This is a genomic window from Chloroflexus sp. (genome assembly GCF_034432675.1).
Classification (GTDB): domain Bacteria; phylum Chloroflexota; class Chloroflexia; order Chloroflexales; family Chloroflexaceae; genus Chloroflexus.
This window is the reverse complement of record NZ_DAOUBI010000109.1, coordinates 1-17,282: the sequence shown is the minus strand read 5'-3', so window position 1 is coordinate 17,282 and position 17,282 is coordinate 1. Positions and strand designations below refer to the sequence as shown.

The following is a 17,282-nucleotide window of genomic DNA, read 5'->3' as shown; positions in this document are numbered from 1 at the left end:
GCAGATAGACGCGGCTGGCTTGCGCCAGCTGCTGGTCAAACAATTGCTGCAGCAGGGCATCTGCGTCTTCCCGCTGGATAGTTCTTCCTGGCCGCGCCCGCGCAGCCGGGTGTTAGAAGACCTGCAGTATGTGTATCAAGCCTCTAGCGATGCAGATGGCGGCAATGTCACCGTGGGCTATCCCTACTCGCTGTTGGAGTGGTGCGCCGAACCCCATACCAAGCTGGTCACTGCCTGTAGACGTGCGGCGGATTTCCAGCCAGCAAACGGCGCAGGAAGTGGGGATAGAGCAAATTCAGGTGCTTACCGAGGCGCGTCAGGCATATCGGGAGGCCCTGGATATTGTGGCTGCGGACGGGAAATATGGCAATGTGCGCTTTTTGTCAGGCGTGAGCGGCTTGCGAGTGGGCATTGTTGCCCGCTTGCGCTCCGACCGAACGTTGTACCGCCCCGCTCAACCCACGCCAGGCAAACGTGGACGTCCGCAAACGTATGGCGAACACTTCGGCTTCAAAGAGGAACAGACTTGGGGCGCACCAGATGAAATTCAAGCATTGCAAGACGAACACTATGGCAAAGTGCGCCTGAAACGCTGGAACGGCTTGTGTGACAAACACGCACCCAATCTGACCTTGGACGTCTTGTGCGCCGAAACCCATCGAGCAAAAGACAAACCGCCCGCTGCAGTCTGGTTTGCCTGGCTGCCCTCCGCCCAATTGCCAGCCTCCATCGTCGGCACGGCTCAAACCATTTGGACGGCGTATGCCAATCGCTGGCCGATTGAACCCGCAATGCGCTTCCGCACAGAGACCCTGGGCGGGACTTTACCCCGCTTCCAGAACGCCCAGACCGGCGATACCTGGACACACCTGGTTGCTCTGGCACATTGGATGCTCTTCCTGGCGCGTCCGCTGGTGCAGAACCACCCGTTGCCCTGGCAAAAAGCCCAAACCCGCCTGACCCCGCAGCGCGTGCGCTAGAGCCTGGGAACGATTTTTATGCAGATTGGAACGCCTGCCCAGCCTCCCAAATTGCGCGGAAAATCGCCTGGCTGGCCTAAAGGCAAGCGCAGAACGCCCAAAGCACGACACAAAGTGGTCAAAAAGGGCATTCCTGCTTCCCAAACCACTTGAAATTCAGTTGGTAAAGCGCTTTCCGCCCCCTGACCTATCAGTCAGGGAGAAATGGTTTGTCTAAACTCGAGTACTATGCCGATCCTGATAATGATCCCGTAGCAAGTCTGGAGCGGGCTATTGCTCAGGCCAATAAAGCCATTTATGACACCTCACAGGCTCGTCGCACAGTCGCCGAATCGCCACAGGGTCGAACGCGCCCGATAGGAACCACAGTGACCTGTGCGGTTATTCTTCGTGATCGTCTGGTGCTGGCACACGTCGGCGATAGTCGTGCATATCGTCTGCAACGCTGGCAACGCTTGATACTCGCATCAGCGCTGGCAGGCGCCTGTCTCTTTGTCGCGCTCGGGCTAGCAACTCAGGTAACGAGTGGTCAATCACTGACCATTGCCAATAATGTGCTGGAGTTTGCTGGCCTTCCAGCACTCCCACCGACTGTTGCACTGCTGCCAACCAGTACGTCCACAGCAACAGTGCCAGCCTCACCAACGGCTACTGCCAATGCCACAGCCACTTTTACATCATCACCACAAGCAGCCAGATCGCCAATCGTACCACCTCGTACCAGGCAGCCAGATCTGCCAGGTTCTGGTATGCCACAACCTGTTCAATCTATACAGGTGAGCATACCAGAGATGCCAGCAGTATTTCCTGAACCCTCACCTATGGTCAGTTCCCCAACTCATATTATGCCTTCTGCTATCTCGACACCAACCGAACCCCCTCAGCCTACCGAGAAGCCAACGTTACCAGAGGTGTCATCGCCTCCTGGTTCAGGGGAACTTCCTGCACTGCCAACAGTAGCACCAACCACACCGCCGCCGACCCAGGCGCCGCCGACTACACCGCCGACCCAGGCGCCGACTGCGCCGCTAGGAATGCCTTCACCCTAATATTAAATTAAGAAGTCGTCGGCAATGTGAGAAGTCTTGCGATCTTCTCCCCCGAATCTTAATAGATGTCCGATTTCCGTCTATGGGTAACTTACGGTGGAGCGACATCTGCTCTAACTCGCCTACACCTGACGGTCAACTCTCGGATGTATTCTCACAAGAACACAATTGGTCTCTGTTCAGGAGCGTCAGGCATCGTACCATCCAGCACACGAGGATCTGCGATACGCACTTTTCTATTCACCCTTGATCATAACTGATCAGGGGCATAGATTGTTCTACCCATCTCAACCGACGTGTTAACTCCTGCACGCTAGTCGTATCTTTAGATAAAGCCTTCTGGTTGTTACAAATCCCTTACAAAACCCTCTTCTCACCTGTACTGCGCACTTGCTACACTGAAGTGGAATTGACCAGCAACCGATCAGCATTGCATACGATTTCGCAATCCTGATTGAGCGATGTATGGGTAGAGATGGAGCGTGTTATGGCAGTTTTCGAAAAGCTTGGCACGATTGATAAAGCTCGTCTGATCGCGGATTATCAACTGCTTCACCAGACGGATCCTATCACGCGACTGGTGCGTCATTACCGTGATCGCCTGCTCAAAGAATCGAACCTCGATCAACTGGTAACCCTGCCGCCTGCTGCGCTGCGCTCACGCATCGATGCGCTGGTCAACGGCATGATCCTGGAAGAAGGTCGAGTCATTTCAGAGCGTGATCGCGCCGAAGTCATCAATATTATTCTTGATGAAACCGTGGGGTTGGGACCGTTGGAAGCGCTGATGCGCGATCCAAGTGTAACTGAGATTATGGTGAACTGGGTGCGATCTACGGATGATGATACCGAAGGATTCGCGCACGTCTATATGGAGCGTGGCGGAACGATCCAGCTAGCGCCAGAGATATGGTTCGAAAATCGTGATCACATTTTGCATATTATCGACCGAATTGTGGCGCCGCTGGGTCGGCGCATCGATAAAAGCGTGCCAATGGTCGATGCGCGCCTTCCTGATGGTAGCCGCGTCAATGCCGTCATCACCCCGCTGGCTGTTGATGGTCCACTGTTGACAATCCGTCGTTTCCGACGCGATCCATTCACCATCGACAATCTGATCACGCTTGAAACCCTTACACCGGGAATGGCTGAGTTTCTCAAGCGCTGCGTCATTGCTCGACGTAATATTCTGGTAAGCGGTGGTATCGGCAGTGGAAAGACAACACTTCTAAATGTGCTGGCTTCTTTTATTCCGGCGCACGAGCGCATTGTGACTATCGAAGATGCTGCTGAACTGCGGTTTCATCGCACCCATACCCATGTGGCTCGTCTGGAAGCGCGTCCGCCAAATGTCGAGGGTGCCGGAGAAGTCACGATCCGTCAACTGGTGCGTAATGCGTTACGTATGCGCCCGGATAGGATTATCGTTGGCGAGGTGCGCGGCGCCGAGGCCCTGGATATGCTTCAGGCAATGAATACCGGGCACGAAGGCTCGATGACGACGGTTCATGCCAACTCACCGCGCGATGCTTTCAGCCGCCTGGAAACGATGGTTATGTGGGCAGAAGGCGCCAAGGAATTGCTGCTCGCTGCTATCCGCGAGTAACTCGTTGGTGCGCTCGACATCATCATTCAACAGATGCACCTGCCCGACGGACGTCGCAGGATCTTAGCATCTCCGAAGTTCAGGGCATCCGCCACGGCGAAGTCGAACTCCGTGATATTTTTGTGTTTCACAGCAGCGTTGATGAAGAAGGGCACGTCTTTGGGGAGTTTACGGCAACCGGTGCATTGCCACGTTGTCTTCACAAGATCGAACCAGCACGTGGTGCGCTTGATTATCTTTTCAAGTCAAATTATTTGCGCGATACGCTCGGACCGCAAATCCTGCAGAATCCTGACATTACCGAGATCATGGTCAATGGTACATCCAATGTCTGGATCGAAGAGCGTGGAAAACTGCGTCCAGCCCCAGAGATCCGCTTCCGTGACCAATACCATTTGCTGAATGTGATCAACACAATCATTGCTCCGCTTAACCGGCGTCTTGATGAATTGAATCCAATGGTTGACGCTCGTCTGCCTGATGACGAACGATTCCCCGGCGGTGGACGCATTAATGCTGTTCTCGATCCCATTTCGCTGGTGGGTCCGGTATTAACCATCCGGCGCTTTAGCCGTACCCCATTCACGCTCGACCGTCTGGTAGTGATTGGCAGCATGTCGCCACAGATGGCGGCATTCCTTCGCACGTGTGTGCCGTTTATGACCGTTGCTGACCATCTTACCCTGAACGAGCGATGGCAGAGGGCCAAGAAGGCCAAGGATCCGGGAGAAAGAACCCGCGTTCTAGCGGTCTACCACGCCAAGCAAGGGATCACCGCCAAGGAGGTCGCCAAGATCACCTTGCACAGCGTCCGCTGGGTACAACGGATGGTGCGGCGCTCAAACCAGAAAGGCCCCGAGGCCCTCAAAGACCGGCGCCACCAGAACCCAGGGCAGCGCGGCCTCAGCTGACCCCCGAGGAGCAGCAGCGAGTCTTGGAGGCGCTGCACGGCCCCCTCCCGATGGCGGCCTGTGGACGGGGATCAAGCTGCGGGACTGGGTGGATCTCTTAGCTGAATTCGTCGACGCTGACAACGTCGTTTTCTGTGGACGGAGCCCAAGCTGCGGGACTGGATGGAGCGGGAACTGGGAAAGCAGCTCTCCCGCTCCCCCATCGACCGCCTTTTGCACGAGATGGGCTTCAGGTTGTTAGCGACGTGTATCGTCCACAACCGCGCCAACCCCCATCGACCGCCTTTTGCACGAGATGGGCTTCAGCCTCCGCTTTCCCCACTCTCAGCACCGGAAGAGGGATGAGCAGGCGCGGGTGGAGTGCAAACAAAAGCTCTTCCAGGAAGTCGAAGAAGCCCGTCGGGAGGGGAGGAACGTAAACCACTTAGAGCCTATCCGAAACGTGGGGCATTCCAAGCTCAAGCTTGCGGTACAGGGTAAAGCCTGCGCTGGATTTCGTACCGCCGCCTTCAGGCGGTGCATGACAGGCTACAGCCTGCGGTACAGGCTGAAACGTGCCTCAGAAGCGATGTTTCGGATAGGTTCTTAGCCAACGATGAACACCGGCTGGAGCTCAAGCCGGTGTACCGGCGGGTGTGGAGCCGCACGGGGGAACAACCCAAGGCGGTGGTGGCGCACCGCTCCCGTTGGTGCTCCGTGGCCACCTGTGTGACGCCGGAGACGGGGGAGCGTTTGCGCTGGTTGGCTAACCGCATAGACACGGAGGTGATGCGCCGGGTGTTGCGAGCGCTCACGGCCACCTGGTCGGAGGCGGCGAAGGTCTGGGTGGTGTTGGACCGCGCAGGGTGGCATGTCTCCCCAACGGTGAAGATCCCCGATGGGTGAGGCTGATCTTTCTCCCTCCCTTCAGTCGCGAGTTGCAACCGGCGGAGCGGGTGTAGCCCTTGGTAAACGAGGCAGTGGCGAACCGGCACTTCCAGAACCTGGAGGAGATGATGGAGGTGGTGGCCGAGCAGTGCCGGGTTCTCCAGGCGGATGCAAAGACCCTCCAGTGGCACACCCTCTTTCACTGGTGGCCTAGGGTGAAGGAATCAGCATGAAAGGGTATGACGGGGAGGCATGAGCACGGGTAGGAAAGCCACCACACGGGGAGTTACCGGTGCATCGCGGCAAACACTGCCACACGTCGTGCAAGGGCTGGCCTGACAATGACGATTGATAGCCTCGGTGACGATGCACCATACAAGCCGGTAGGGCTGGCATAACGGCGAGGAGGTATGCCGCTAGCCCCGACGGCGGAGCTAGCCGATCATGAGGAAGGGTTCGGCCCGTCTGACAGCGGGTGCAAGCCTATAATTCAACAGGTCTTCTGCAGGCATGCGACGTCGGGGGCAATTCGGGCCCGAATCCCGTGACTACCCGACCAGAATTAGTCCCAGGTGCGCAGATCAACGAACGGTTTGGCATCGGTCGGCAGTTCGGTAACCAGCTCTACCCGACAATGAAGTTTCAGCGCTTCGTGAAGAGCCTGCGCTGCACTCTCACGGAGGTGCGCAGGATCGGCATCGGCAGTCGGTATAATCCGACAGATCAGCTCGTCACGGTGATGTTCACGCACCACAACCGCCTGATACGCCTGCAAGCCGGTCATGCGCCGCATTGCCTCGGCAATATGTCGAGGATGGACAAACAACCCTCGCACCTTCACACTCTCCCCGCTACGACCAAGCCACCCCACCAGACGCGGGGTTTGGATGACAGTCGCAGTCGTTGGCTCCATTAAAGCAGAAAGGTCGCCAACAGCGAAGCGGATCAGGATGTAGTCGCGGCGGAAGAGCGTTACCACGACTTCACCGGTCTGCCCAGGGGGTACCGGTTCACCGGTATTCAGATCACAAATCTGTACCAGAGCATCTTCAGGCAAGTGCCAGCCTTGCCGCTCCGGGCCGTTGTAGCCGAGATTTCCCGTCTCGGCAGTCCCGTAACCGTCATACACCAGAATACCGTACTGCTCTTCAAACAAAGCCCGCAGTGATGGCGGTAACGGTTCGGCGGCGACAAAGGCTTTGTTCAGCGGCCAGGTGCGTGGATCATAACCTGCCTCAACCGCTCGTTCAAGCAGGGCTTTCAGATAGCTCGGCAGGCCAGCGTAGGCAGTCACACCGAGTTGGGCCATAACCTCGATTTGCTGAGACTGATTACCAATCCCGGCCGGAATAACCGCACAACCAACCGCACGCGCACCCTCTTCAAACATAACGCCAGCAGGGGTTAGATGATAGCCAAAACAGTTAATCACAATATCATCAGGGCCAAAACCGGCGGCCCGAAACGCCGGTGCCCAGCGCCACGGGTCTGGTTCAGCAGACTCAGGATCGTAGATTGGGCCAGGAGATTGAAAAATGCGGCGCAGTCGTGATAGGGGTACCGTAAGCATACCACCTAACTGTGGCCCTTGTCGTTGCAATTCCACCAATTGTTCTTTGCGCAATATCGGCAGCCGGCTCAAATCGGCGGTGGTCTGAATATCAGAGGGTGTCAAGCCGGCAGAGTCCATACGATGGCGCAACGCCGGCGAATGCTCATAGCCGAAAGCAACAATCTCACGCACTCGTTGATCAAAACTGGCGTAAAATGCCTCAATATTCATACCATCCTCTTGTCGATAACACGATCAGGAGAGCCAGCGCTTTCGGCGCTTGTAGTGTTTGACGTCACGATAACTCTTACGGCTACCAATCTCGTTTAAACCAAGATAAAACTCACGCACATCGGCATTGTCTTTCAAATCGTCTGGCGATCCATCAAGCACAATCCGACCATTCTCCATGATGTAGGCGTGATGCGCTGCTTCTAGCGCCAGCCGTGCATTTTGTTCAACCAAAAGAATCGTTGTTCCCTGCTCGCGGTTGATCCGCGGGATGATCTCGAAAATCTCGGCGACCAGCAGTGGCGCCAGGCCGAGCGACGGTTCATCGAGCATAATCAGTTTGGGATGCGCCATGAGTGCCCGCCCAATCGCCAGCATCTGTTGCTCACCACCGCTAAGAAATCCGGCGATCTGGTTGCGACGCTCCTTCAGGCGTGGAAAATATTCATATACCAGCGCTAGATCACCGGCAAACCGGCGAAATGATTGGGTATACGCACCGGCACGGAGATTCTCTTCGACTGTCAAATGCTCGAAGACGCGTCGTCCCTCCATCACCTGAAAGATGCCCATCCGCACAATCTCGGCAGCATCTTTTTTGTGGATTGGCTGGCCCTGAAACAAAATCTCACCGTCGGTCACTTCACCGTTTTCCGGCTTGAGCAGACCCGAAATAGCTTTGAGAGTTGTGCTTTTACCGGCACCGTTTGAGCCGAGCAGAGCCACAATTCGCCCTGCCGGCACTTCAAGAGATAACCCCTTGAGCACCAGCACCACGTCGTTATAGATAACTTCAATATTATTGAGTGTCAACATATGTAGAAAAGCAACCACGACGGTTGCCTACTATGAGTGACTGGTGTGTCGTCAATAGACAACACACCGGTCACGTGTAACTTACCGCGCACTAATAAAATCAGTGATCGCTACCCACTTACCATTTTCAACCCGGAACATGCGAGTTGACTTCACACCGGCATGATCGGTGGGGCTGAACTGCACCGGCAGAGTTACCCCTTTGGTGTCAATGGCACCCATCGTCTCAAGCGTACTCTTGATATTCTCGCCGGTCAGCTCTTTGCCGTCCGCCAGCGTTCGCTCGATACCGGCAACCAGGATCGACATAGCCGTCCATCCCTGAACAAAGGTGCTATCGGCACCGCCGTAGTCAATATTCTTCTGACGGGCGAAATCTAGGGCAACCTTCGCTCCTTCTGCTTCGTGGTTGAAGGGCACCACACCAACAACCCCTTCAGCGTCAGCACCAGCCTGCTTGATCAAAATCTCGTTTGCGCACCAGTTGAGGCAGACGAATTGCACGTTGTAGCCTAGGCTTTTCGCATTCTTGATTGCCAGTGCCGCCGGGCTAGAGACGTTCTGCAAGAAGATGTAGTTGGCACCGTAATCGCGGATCTGGGTCAATTGTGGCGTCAGATCGGTTGCACCACGGGGTGAAGGCACCTCGAGCGGGGTATCGATGCCCTGCGATGTAGCAAAGGCTGTACCATCGGCCAGCGGCGAACGACCGAAAGGACTATCGTTGATCAGATAGGCAAACTTCGGCATTCCACTATTACCCTTCGCTTTCCAGTCATCAATCGCCCACTTCATCGCGATGATCAACTGGTCAGAGTAGGTCGGCGCAACCAGGAAGTTGTAGGGCGTTTCCGCCGGATTGGCCAGCGTCGCCGAGTATGAGGCCGAGATGAACGGAATCTTGTCTTCGGTAATCTTGGGGCGCAGCGCTTCGGTATCGCCGGTACCCCATCCTGAGAAAACCAGCACCTTATCTTGGGTTACGAATTGCGTATACAACTCTTCTGCACGCGGCACCTGATACGCATAATCTTCGCTCACCAACTGCAAGCGCCGTCCGTTAATGCCGCCCTGCTCATTCTTCCAATCAATAAAGGCAATCTGTCCGCGAGCATAGGGTGTTCCTACGTCGGCTGTTGCACCAGTCAGGTCAAAAATCGCGCCAATCTTGATCGGTTCACTACTCGCACTACCACCTCCGCCTGTACCACCGGCGCCACATGCTGCCAGCATTGTGGCAACTATCACCATTACAATCCACCAACTGAACGTGTGTTTCCACCTGTGCATGCCATCCTCCTTGCTACAAACCTCAATAACTAAACGGCCATAGCCGGAAATAATCCTTGACATTGCGCCACATCTTAACGATGCCCTCCGGCTCGAAGATGAGGAAGAGGATGATTGCCAGACCAAAAGCACCTTGCTGAATATACGGCAGATACGAGTTGATGTCGGGAACGACGCTACTCAGCGTGCGAGCCATATTCGACAGAAAGGCTGGGAGCAGGATCATAAACGCAGCACCGTAAATTGATCCGGAAACGCTCCCTAAACCGCCGATAATAATCATCGCCAGGTAGAGAATACTGGTTTCGATAGTAAACCGCTCCCACGAGATCACACCACGGTAATGCGCAGTTAGTGCACCGGCCAGACCGGCAAAGAATGAGGACGTGGCGAAGGCCAGGAGCTTATAGCGAAAGAGATCGACACCGATCACCTGAGCCGCAATGTCTTGATCGCGGATCGCAACAAAAGCGCGCCCGGTACGGGTTCGGAACAGATTGCTCACGAAGATAACCGTCAGGATCAAAAAGGCGAGACACATCCAGTAGAAGGCAAAGTCATTATTACCGAGCCACTCCATCGGCAGACCGAAGAGATTATTAGTTGCCCGCGGTAACGAAAGCGACTCGCCGATACCGAGCAGTTTGCCGTGTGTAAGAAGCCAGATGATAATCTCTTGCGACGCGAGGGTGGCAATCGCCAGATATAGACCTTTCAGGCGCAATGACGGCAGACCGAAGAAGGCACCCACCGCCGCAGCGAAAAAACTGGCAATAGGAATGGTCAGCCACATCGGCGTGCCAAAATGCACGGCCAGCAAACCGGCGGTATACGCCCCAACCGCCAGAAAGCCGCCGTGCCCGATACTGATCTGTCCAGTGTAACCGACCAGAATGTTCAAGCCGATAGCACCGATTGCGGCGATGGCAATCGTGTTGGCCAGATTGAGCCAGTAGCGGTCAGCAAACCAAGGAAAGATCAGTGCTGCCACCAAAACGAGGACAATCCGAATCCGTTGCGGCCAATAGGGGCGCAGACTGACATCACTGGCATACGTGGTATGAAATGTTCCGCTCTGCATAGGCAACCCTATCTGTATGGTCTGTATCCCCTACACCCGCTCGATGATGCGCTGTCCGAACAGACCGTAAGGACGGACCAGCAAAATGAACAAGAGGATAATGAACGGCACAACCTCACCTACTCCCCATTCGGGAGGCAAATAGCCACCGGCGAACGATTGCAACAGACCGATAATCAGCCCACCGATAATTGCACCCGGAATGCTATCGAGGCCACCGAGAATAACGACCGGAAAGACGATCAAACCAACCCGGGCAATGGTTCCCGACACACCACCGAAGATGCTCATCAGCAAAATACCGCCGACTGCGGCGGTAATTGCCGCAATGGCCCAGGCCACGGCCCATACCTTTTTGACGCTGATACCCATGCTGAGCGCTGCCTGCTGATCATCGGCCACCGCACGCATGGCAATTCCATCACGGCTGTAGCGGAAGAAGAGGGTTAAGATCACGAAGAGGGTAATCGCCAGAACAAATGCCCAGATGCGATCCACGCCAACATTTGCACCCAAGATAGTTACCGTATCGGTGGGTAGAAATTGCGGCGCCGGACGTGGGGTGACACCCCAGATCGCACCGACAATTGCCCGCAGCAGCGACGACAAACCGATGGTGACCATAATGACCGAAATCGCCGGCTCACCGATCATTGGTCGCAGTACCAACTGCTCGATCAACACACCGGCAACCGCTGCCAGCACAACCGCCAATACCACACCTGCCGGCCACCAGAGGCCAAACTGCTCGACCATGGCGTAGGTCAGGTAAGCACCGATTAACAACAATTCGCCCTGAGCAAAGTTGATCACGTCGCTACTTTTGTAGATCAACACAAAACCAAGCGCGACCAGTGCAAAAATGGCACCATTTGCAATACCACTCAGGGCAAGCTGAATGAATCGATCCATGCCGCTCTCCGTTGCCTCAACTAACGAACTGCCATCCGCGACGGTGACGCTGCTGGTGTCGTCACCGGATCATCAATCTCTTCGATTCGTAGACGTGTCTTGATCAGCGCAGTCCGCCCATCCTGATAGGTGATCGTGGTCTCAATTTCAAGTTCGTCCTGATCGCTATAAAGCGCATCGACAATCTCTTGATAACGTTGGGCGACCAGACGACGGCGTACCTTGCGGGTGCGGGTCAGTTCACCATCATCGGCATCAAGCTCCTTATGCAAAAGCAGAAAGCGGCGAATCCGCGCTGCCGGGGGTAAATCGGCATTGGCGCGTTCAACATCTTTGCGGATGAGTGCGTATACCTGCGGCTTCTGCGCCAGATCGGTATAGGTCGTGTAGGAAATCTGAGAGTTCTCGGCCCATTTACCGACATTCGCGAAATCAATATTGATCATCGCGGTCACGAAGGGCCAGTTACCACCGAAGACCACCGCCTCTTTGATGTAGGGACTAAACTTGAGTTTATTCTCAATAAACTGTGGCGAGAATTTGGTGCCGTCGTGAAGTGTCATCACATCTTTGACTCGATCAATCACGATCAGATGACCATCTTCATCAAAATAGCCAGCATCGCCACTGTGCAACCATCCATCTTCGAGTGCTTCTGCGGTTGCCTCTGGGTTTTGATAGTATCCAACAAAGACAGAGGGACTTTTGACCAGAATTTCGCCATTTTCGGCAATCCGAATCTGGGTATTTGGCAGAGGCGTCCCCACGGTTTGAAATTTTATCTGTCCATCACGATGGATAACGCTCAGACCGGCACTTTCAGTTTGCCCATACACCTGTTTCAAATTCACCCCAATCGCGTGGTAGAAGCGGAAGACATCAGGGCCGAGCGCGGCACCACCGGTATAGGCCCGTTTGAGGAATCGCAGGCCAAGATGATCTTTGAGCATCTCGAAGACCAGCAGGCGCGCCAACCCATAGCGTAGGCGCAACCACAGATCGGGCTGTTTCCCGCTGAAGCGGGTATCGGCCATCTCGTATCCCTGGCGCATTGCCCACTCGAAGATTGCACGCTTGAGCGGTGTCGAGTCCTGAATCTTCACCTGTACCTGCGAGAGCACATTCTCCCAAATCCGCGGTGGCGAGAACATCACCCGTGGCCCGATCTCGCGAATATTCTCTTGTACGGTACTGGCCGATTCCGGGAAGTTGATGATAAAACCGCACTGCATACCGGCAGCCACTGTCACCATCTGCTCTCCCACCCAGGCCAGAGGGAGGAAGCTGACAAACTCATCATCAGGGCCGAGGGGATCGACCGCGAGCAGACTGGCACCCTGACTGATCATGTTGCGATGGGTCAGCATAGCCAGCTTCGGCTTGCCGGTGGTACCGGAAGTAGTCGAGAGGATGGCTACGTCATCAGGTTTACCGGCAGCGAGTTCAGCCTCAAACAGACCCGGATGCTCGCGATCATACGTCCGGCCAAGCTCTTCGATAGACGGAAAATCGGCCAGGTAGGGCTGGGGATAATTGCGCATGCCTTTCGGTTCGTAGTAGATAACCTTCACTACCCCTTCCAACCGCGGCCAGATTTCGATAATCTTATCGACCTGCTCTTGATCCTCGACAACTATCACCCGTGCACCGGCAGCCGAGACGATGTAATAGACCTCTTCGGCAACCGAGTCCTGGTAGACACCAATCGACATCGCACCGATAGTTTGGGCTGCAAACTCGGCGTACAACCATTCGGGGCGGTTATCACCGAGAATAGCAATCACATCGCCGCGCCGAACGCCCAGCGCGTGTAGTCCCATCGCGAAGGCACGCACGTGTTCAGCAAACTGCCGCCAAGTTACCGTTTGCCAGATGCCATAATCCTTTTCGCGTAGGGCCACCTTATTGCCAAAACGTTCTGCATTCTGAAAGAGGAGCCGTGGTAGAGTTGTCTCCGGTATCTGTATCATTGTCTCACCCGATAGTGATATCGCCATTTTCCGCCGGTATATCGCCCGGGTTATCCTGTTGGCATCTCGTGTTCACGGCCAAGATAGGCATCGATCACCTTCGGATCACTGCGCACCTCAGCCGGGGTACCATAGGCGATCAGTTGCCCAAATTCAAGCACAGCGACCCGATCACTGATGTCCATCACTACACCCATATCGTGTTCAATCAGGACAATGGTCGTACCGTATTCCTCGTTAATATCGAGGATAAAGCGAGCCATATCCTCTTTTTCTTCGTTATTCATGCCGGCCATTGGTTCATCAAGCAGGAGCAGACGCGGATTCATTGCCAGCGCTCGCCCCAGCTCGACCCGCTTTTGCAAGCCATACGAGAGTGTCCCCACCATCTTGTTGCGAATCGACTGAATTTCGAGCAGATCAATCACCTGCTCAACAAACTCGCGATGCTCAACCTCTTCCCGTTGGGCACGCCCCCAGTAGAAACCACCACTGAAGATGCCACTGCGCATGTGGCTGTGACGACCGAGCATCAGGTTGTCGACTACCGTCATGTGACGGAAAAGCTCAATATTCTGAAATGAGCGGGCAATGCCGAGGCGAGCGATCTGGTGAGGGGGAAGACCGATGATGTTACGGCCTTCAAAACGAATTTGCCCTTGCTGAGGACGGTAAAGACCACTGATACAATTGAGGAGGCTGGTTTTTCCGGCACCATTCGGGCCGATAATCGCCTGGATCTGGCCGGGGTAAATGTTAAACGTAACCGATAGTAATGCCTGCACACCACCGAAGCTGAGACTCACATGATCGATCTCCATTTGAGGTGCCGGTAGTGTTGTTGGATCACGATGTGTCATGCGATCCTCATTGATAATGCATGAAACAACTACGCACCACTTAACCGAGTCAACAACCCAACAGGATATGCTGAGTCTACGATGGCCAATTAATTGCGCTTATATTTGGATAGGGATGCTCCAAAACTTATTATAACGAAGTTTGAAAGATCACGCAAATACTCGGTGGAACGATGGAATGGTTAGGAATCGGGTTAAAGATCAATCAGACCATATTAAAGACCCTCTCATCAATCATTACCAGATCTGAGCACAACGAAAACGCGAGTCGCATCTATCCAGCAGGATGACCGGTGCGACTCGCGCCCGTGGGTGCGAAAATCAAACTTCCGCACGCCAAACCACGGCACACGCGCATCATCGAGAAAAGGTGGACGGAAGACATCACCTCTCCATTTTCTTGCCAGCGTGCCGAACGAAGGAGATGCTGTCTGAGAGACGTGGTACCTTACGATAGCACAGCTTGACGCGATGAATTTACACGATGTGGGTTCCACCACCATTCAATGCCTGACTGATACACGCTGGAATCCGGGCATCGGCAAGGATCACGCGCTGTACCCCACCGGCCAGCGCCTCCTGCGCACCGAGCAATTTTTTCTTCATCCGACCGGCAGCGTATGTCATGGATAACTCAAGATCATTCCGGGGGATATGGGTAATCAGTGATGACTCGTCTGGGAAATTGCGCAGCAGGCCTGGTACGTTCGAGAGCAGGATGAGCGTCTGCGCACCAATAGCTGTCGCAATGGCCGCTGCGGCGCGATCACCATCGACGTTCACCGCTTCACCGGCCTCCGAGCAGGCCAGTGGGGCCACAACCGGCAGGTAACCGGCAGCGAGCAGCATGTGCAACAGGTCACGATTGACCCGCTCGATGGTACCAGTCCAATCGTCGCGCAGGATCATCTGCCGCCCCTGTTCAATCACTCTGATCGTCGCTTTGCGCTTCCCGGACAAGAGACGGCCATCAAGCCCGCTGAGACCCAGTGCCATCACACCGCGCATGTGCAGGCGTTCAACCAGTTGCTTGTTGATCAGGCCGGCAGTCGCCATCATAAAGATTTCGAGTGTGCGGCGGTCGGTATAGCGACTGGTATGTCCGCTCGGCGAGGTGACGAACCGCGGCGGATGGCCGAGCGCCTCACCCAAACGGTTGGTCTGATCTGAACCGCCGTGAACGAGAATGAGCCGTTCACCGGCACCCCAGCGTTCGGCAATATCATCGCAGAGCGCATCGTAATCGTTACCGGCACTACCACCTATCTTCACCACGATCATGACATTCCTCCCATAGTTAGGCTCTCAGCAAATTCTTAAACAACAATTGTCAAGTTAATGATATGATACCGGCATGCAACCGAGAATGATCTCTATTCTAATCTACCTGCTGGTCTTGTCCGCCTGCTCATCGGCCACACCGATTCAACAACCGGTGCCGACCGCTGAACCATCGTCGGTTGCAGTGGTAGCGGTGGCAACTGCCACTGCCTCACCAACAATGGTCTTGCCGACACCGTTCCCATCCCCAACTGCAACGCCACAACGGGTTGCCCAGGCTGCACCGGTAAGTGATCTGGTGGCCGAACCGGTCATTCCTTCACCAACCACTCAACCGAGTGTTATACCTACGCCGACACCACGGCCACCCGGTACCCCCCCACGAGTGGGCTTGCAGATCGGTCACTTGCGTTCAAATGAACTGCCGGAAGAACTGGCCCACTTGCGAACGTCAACCGGAACATACTGGCAGAACATTCGTGAGGTCGAGGTTAATGAGGCAATTGCGATCCGTGTGCGTAACATCCTGGTTGCGGCTGGGGTTGAGGTTGATCTGCTACCGGCGACGGTTCCACCTTCATACGATGCTGATGCGTTTGTCGCCATTCACGCCGACGGCTCTACGGCTGGGACCCGCGGCTGGAAGGTTGCCACGCCCTGGCGCACCTCAGCCGCAAGTCGGGCATTGATGGAAGCTGTAGCCTCGACCTACGGTGTCATTACCGGTCTGCCGGAAGATCGCCACGGTATCTCTATTAATATGCGCGGCTACTATGCCTTCAATTACCGTCGCCATACCCACGCGATTGCCCGCACTACACCGGCCATCATTGTCGAAACCGGATTTCTAACCAATGCTGCCGACCGGACGATCATCGTCGACCGACCAGACCTGGCGGCACAGGGGATTGCCGAAGGCATTTTGAAGTATCTCAATCAGCGCGATCCAAATGACGGTGCTGCTTTGCTGCCCCCTGAATGGCCGATTCTTTACACCAGTGTCGAGGCAGTGGTTCGTGCAGCGCCATCGGCACAGGCGCGGATTATCGTCCAGGCGCCGCCAGACAGTCGAGTATTCGTTTTTAATCAGGAGGGTGACTGGTACGAGGCAATGGTGCGTGTCGGCGATACGCGCTATGTGGGTTGGCTGCGCGTCGATCAGACCCGACCGGCCACACCGGCAGATAACCCTTCAGCACCACCGGCAGAAGCACCGGCGACCAATCCGTAAGCCTTGACTGACACCGGGTATCATTCAGGTTATCAGAATCGGGCCGGTGCACTGCCGGACTGTCACCAGGCAGCCGCTGATGAATCGGCACAGACGCACAAATTCGGTTCACGCACCGTCGCATGCAGCGGCAGCACCGGCCCGCTCACTCCCTATTAGACTGGTTCTGGTTGCAGCACTGCGTTGCGCCACGCCCCTGGCCTCACCTGCCCCTGGCGGGGCGGGGATTAATAGCGCTGGATGATCCCGCTATCGCACCCAGGTTCAGGGGTGCGCTCCACCGTTGAATGCAAGTATGGCGTGCTGGTGCGGGTGGTGCGTAGAGGCGGGTTCAGAACCCGCCTCTACGGAAGGTGTCTTTACCCGTTCACCTTACCACACAAGGGATGCGGTGAATGGGAATGTCTTGCATCGTGCGCCATGGATGGTTTTTCAGACGTGATCTCAGCCCTCTACGCTTCCCTCTCTCGCTGCGCGGGCTATGCATTACCCACAACTGATGTCAACTACTGGTGTATCAGCGGATATGATCACCATGGGTGCTGTTGTGGACGACTGGCCCAATGGCAATGTACCGCTCCAGCCATGCCAGCACGTGCTGGATGGATTGCCGTACCCGCTCGTCATGCACGTGTCGCACAGTTT

At 55.3% G+C, this 17,282-nt stretch carries 14 protein-coding genes and 1 pseudogene; 7 read left to right on the top strand and 8 right to left on the bottom strand.

Annotated features, from left to right (window positions below):
- The first annotated feature begins 128 nt into the window (after window positions 1–128).
- The 6 genes and pseudogenes from VAE55_RS08180 (at window position 129) to VAE55_RS19115 (ending at window position 5,431) form a co-directional block, all read left to right on the top strand.
- Entirely contained in the window at window positions 129–980 is an 852-nt protein-coding gene (locus VAE55_RS08180) for a transposase (protein WP_322815299.1), read from the top strand.
- 209 nt (window positions 981–1,189) lie between these two features.
- Window positions 1,190–2,029 carry a hypothetical protein gene (locus tag VAE55_RS08175; protein WP_322815298.1) on the top strand — a complete coding sequence of 280 codons (840 nt, stop codon included), beginning with the start codon at window positions 1,190–1,192 and terminating at the stop codon, window positions 2,027–2,029.
- Window positions 2,030–2,516: 487 nt separating this feature from the next.
- Window positions 2,517–3,853: pseudogene (locus tag VAE55_RS08170) on the top strand (CpaF family protein); the annotation flags it as partial.
- A gap of 36 nt (window positions 3,854–3,889) precedes the next feature.
- Complete coding sequence (locus VAE55_RS08165) at window positions 3,890–4,546, top strand: ATPase, T2SS/T4P/T4SS family (protein WP_416181180.1); 657 nt, start codon at window positions 3,890–3,892, stop codon at window positions 4,544–4,546.
- Window positions 4,547–4,678: 132 nt separating this feature from the next.
- Window positions 4,679–4,891, top strand: a complete 213-nt coding sequence (locus VAE55_RS19120) for a helix-turn-helix domain-containing protein (protein WP_416181179.1) — start codon at window positions 4,679–4,681, stop codon at window positions 4,889–4,891.
- 171 nt (window positions 4,892–5,062) lie between these two features.
- Window positions 5,063–5,431 carry a transposase gene (locus tag VAE55_RS19115; protein ID WP_416181178.1) on the top strand — a complete coding sequence of 123 codons (369 nt, stop codon included), beginning with the start codon at window positions 5,063–5,065 and terminating at the stop codon, window positions 5,429–5,431.
- Window positions 5,432–5,975: 544 nt separating this feature from the next.
- Here the strand turns inward: VAE55_RS19115 and VAE55_RS08160 are convergent.
- The 8 genes from VAE55_RS08160 to VAE55_RS08125 all read right to left on the bottom strand — a co-directional run bounded on the left by VAE55_RS08160 (window position 5,976) and on the right by VAE55_RS08125 (window position 15,406).
- Window positions 5,976–7,196, bottom strand: a complete 1,221-nt coding sequence (locus tag VAE55_RS08160) for a phenylacetate--CoA ligase family protein (protein WP_322815295.1) — start codon at window positions 7,194–7,196, stop codon at window positions 5,976–5,978.
- Between the two features lie 24 nt (window positions 7,197–7,220).
- Window positions 7,221–8,012: an ABC transporter ATP-binding protein gene (locus VAE55_RS08155; protein ID WP_322815294.1), complete on the bottom strand. Its 792-nt coding sequence runs from the start codon at window positions 8,010–8,012 to the stop codon at window positions 7,221–7,223.
- An 81-nt stretch (window positions 8,013–8,093) separates the two neighbouring features.
- Window positions 8,094–9,302, bottom strand: a complete 1,209-nt coding sequence (locus VAE55_RS08150; RefSeq protein WP_322815293.1) for an ABC transporter substrate-binding protein — start codon at window positions 9,300–9,302, stop codon at window positions 8,094–8,096.
- Between the two features lie 22 nt (window positions 9,303–9,324).
- Window positions 9,325–10,383 carry a branched-chain amino acid ABC transporter permease gene (locus VAE55_RS08145; RefSeq protein ID WP_322815292.1) on the bottom strand — a complete coding sequence of 353 codons (1,059 nt, stop codon included), beginning with the start codon at window positions 10,381–10,383 and terminating at the stop codon, window positions 9,325–9,327.
- Between the two features lie 30 nt (window positions 10,384–10,413).
- Window positions 10,414–11,295: a branched-chain amino acid ABC transporter permease gene (locus VAE55_RS08140; protein WP_322815291.1), complete on the bottom strand. Its 882-nt coding sequence runs from the start codon at window positions 11,293–11,295 to the stop codon at window positions 10,414–10,416.
- A 20-nt stretch (window positions 11,296–11,315) separates the two neighbouring features.
- Window positions 11,316–13,265: a long-chain fatty acid--CoA ligase gene (locus tag VAE55_RS08135; RefSeq protein ID WP_322815290.1), complete on the bottom strand. Its 1,950-nt coding sequence runs from the start codon at window positions 13,263–13,265 to the stop codon at window positions 11,316–11,318.
- Window positions 13,266–13,315: 50 nt separating this feature from the next.
- Window positions 13,316–14,125 (bottom strand): ABC transporter ATP-binding protein, encoded by an 810-nt coding sequence (locus VAE55_RS08130; RefSeq protein WP_322815289.1) that lies wholly within the window; start codon window positions 14,123–14,125, stop codon window positions 13,316–13,318.
- Between the two features lie 477 nt (window positions 14,126–14,602).
- Window positions 14,603–15,406: a [LysW]-aminoadipate kinase gene (locus tag VAE55_RS08125; protein WP_322815288.1), complete on the bottom strand. Its 804-nt coding sequence runs from the start codon at window positions 15,404–15,406 to the stop codon at window positions 14,603–14,605.
- A gap of 85 nt (window positions 15,407–15,491) precedes the next feature.
- Here VAE55_RS08125 and VAE55_RS08120 point away from each other — a divergent pair, with 85 nt between their 5' ends.
- Window positions 15,492–16,637: an N-acetylmuramoyl-L-alanine amidase gene (locus VAE55_RS08120; protein WP_322815287.1), complete on the top strand. Its 1,146-nt coding sequence runs from the start codon at window positions 15,492–15,494 to the stop codon at window positions 16,635–16,637.
- Window positions 16,638–17,282 lie beyond the last annotated feature (645 nt).

Coding starts and splice junctions, on each gene's coding strand:
- VAE55_RS08180 (WP_322815299.1), top strand. CDS start 129: ATGTGTATCAAGCCTCTAGCGATGCAGATGGCGGCAATGTCACCGTGG.
- VAE55_RS08160 (WP_322815295.1), bottom strand. CDS start 7,196: ATGAATATTGAGGCATTTTACGCCAGTTTTGATCAACGAGTGCGTGAG.
- VAE55_RS08155 (WP_322815294.1), bottom strand. CDS start 8,012: ATGTTGACACTCAATAATATTGAAGTTATCTATAACGACGTGGTGCTG.
- VAE55_RS08150 (WP_322815293.1), bottom strand. CDS start 9,302: ATGCACAGGTGGAAACACACGTTCAGTTGGTGGATTGTAATGGTGATA.
- VAE55_RS08145 (WP_322815292.1), bottom strand. CDS start 10,383: ATGCAGAGCGGAACATTTCATACCACGTATGCCAGTGATGTCAGTCTG.
- VAE55_RS08140 (WP_322815291.1), bottom strand. CDS start 11,295: ATGGATCGATTCATTCAGCTTGCCCTGAGTGGTATTGCAAATGGTGCC.
- VAE55_RS08135 (WP_322815290.1), bottom strand. CDS start 13,265: ATGATACAGATACCGGAGACAACTCTACCACGGCTCCTCTTTCAGAAT.
- VAE55_RS08130 (WP_322815289.1), bottom strand. CDS start 14,125: ATGACACATCGTGATCCAACAACACTACCGGCACCTCAAATGGAGATC.
- VAE55_RS08125 (WP_322815288.1), bottom strand. CDS start 15,406: ATGATCGTGGTGAAGATAGGTGGTAGTGCCGGTAACGATTACGATGCG.
- VAE55_RS08120 (WP_322815287.1), top strand. CDS start 15,492: ATGATCTCTATTCTAATCTACCTGCTGGTCTTGTCCGCCTGCTCATCG.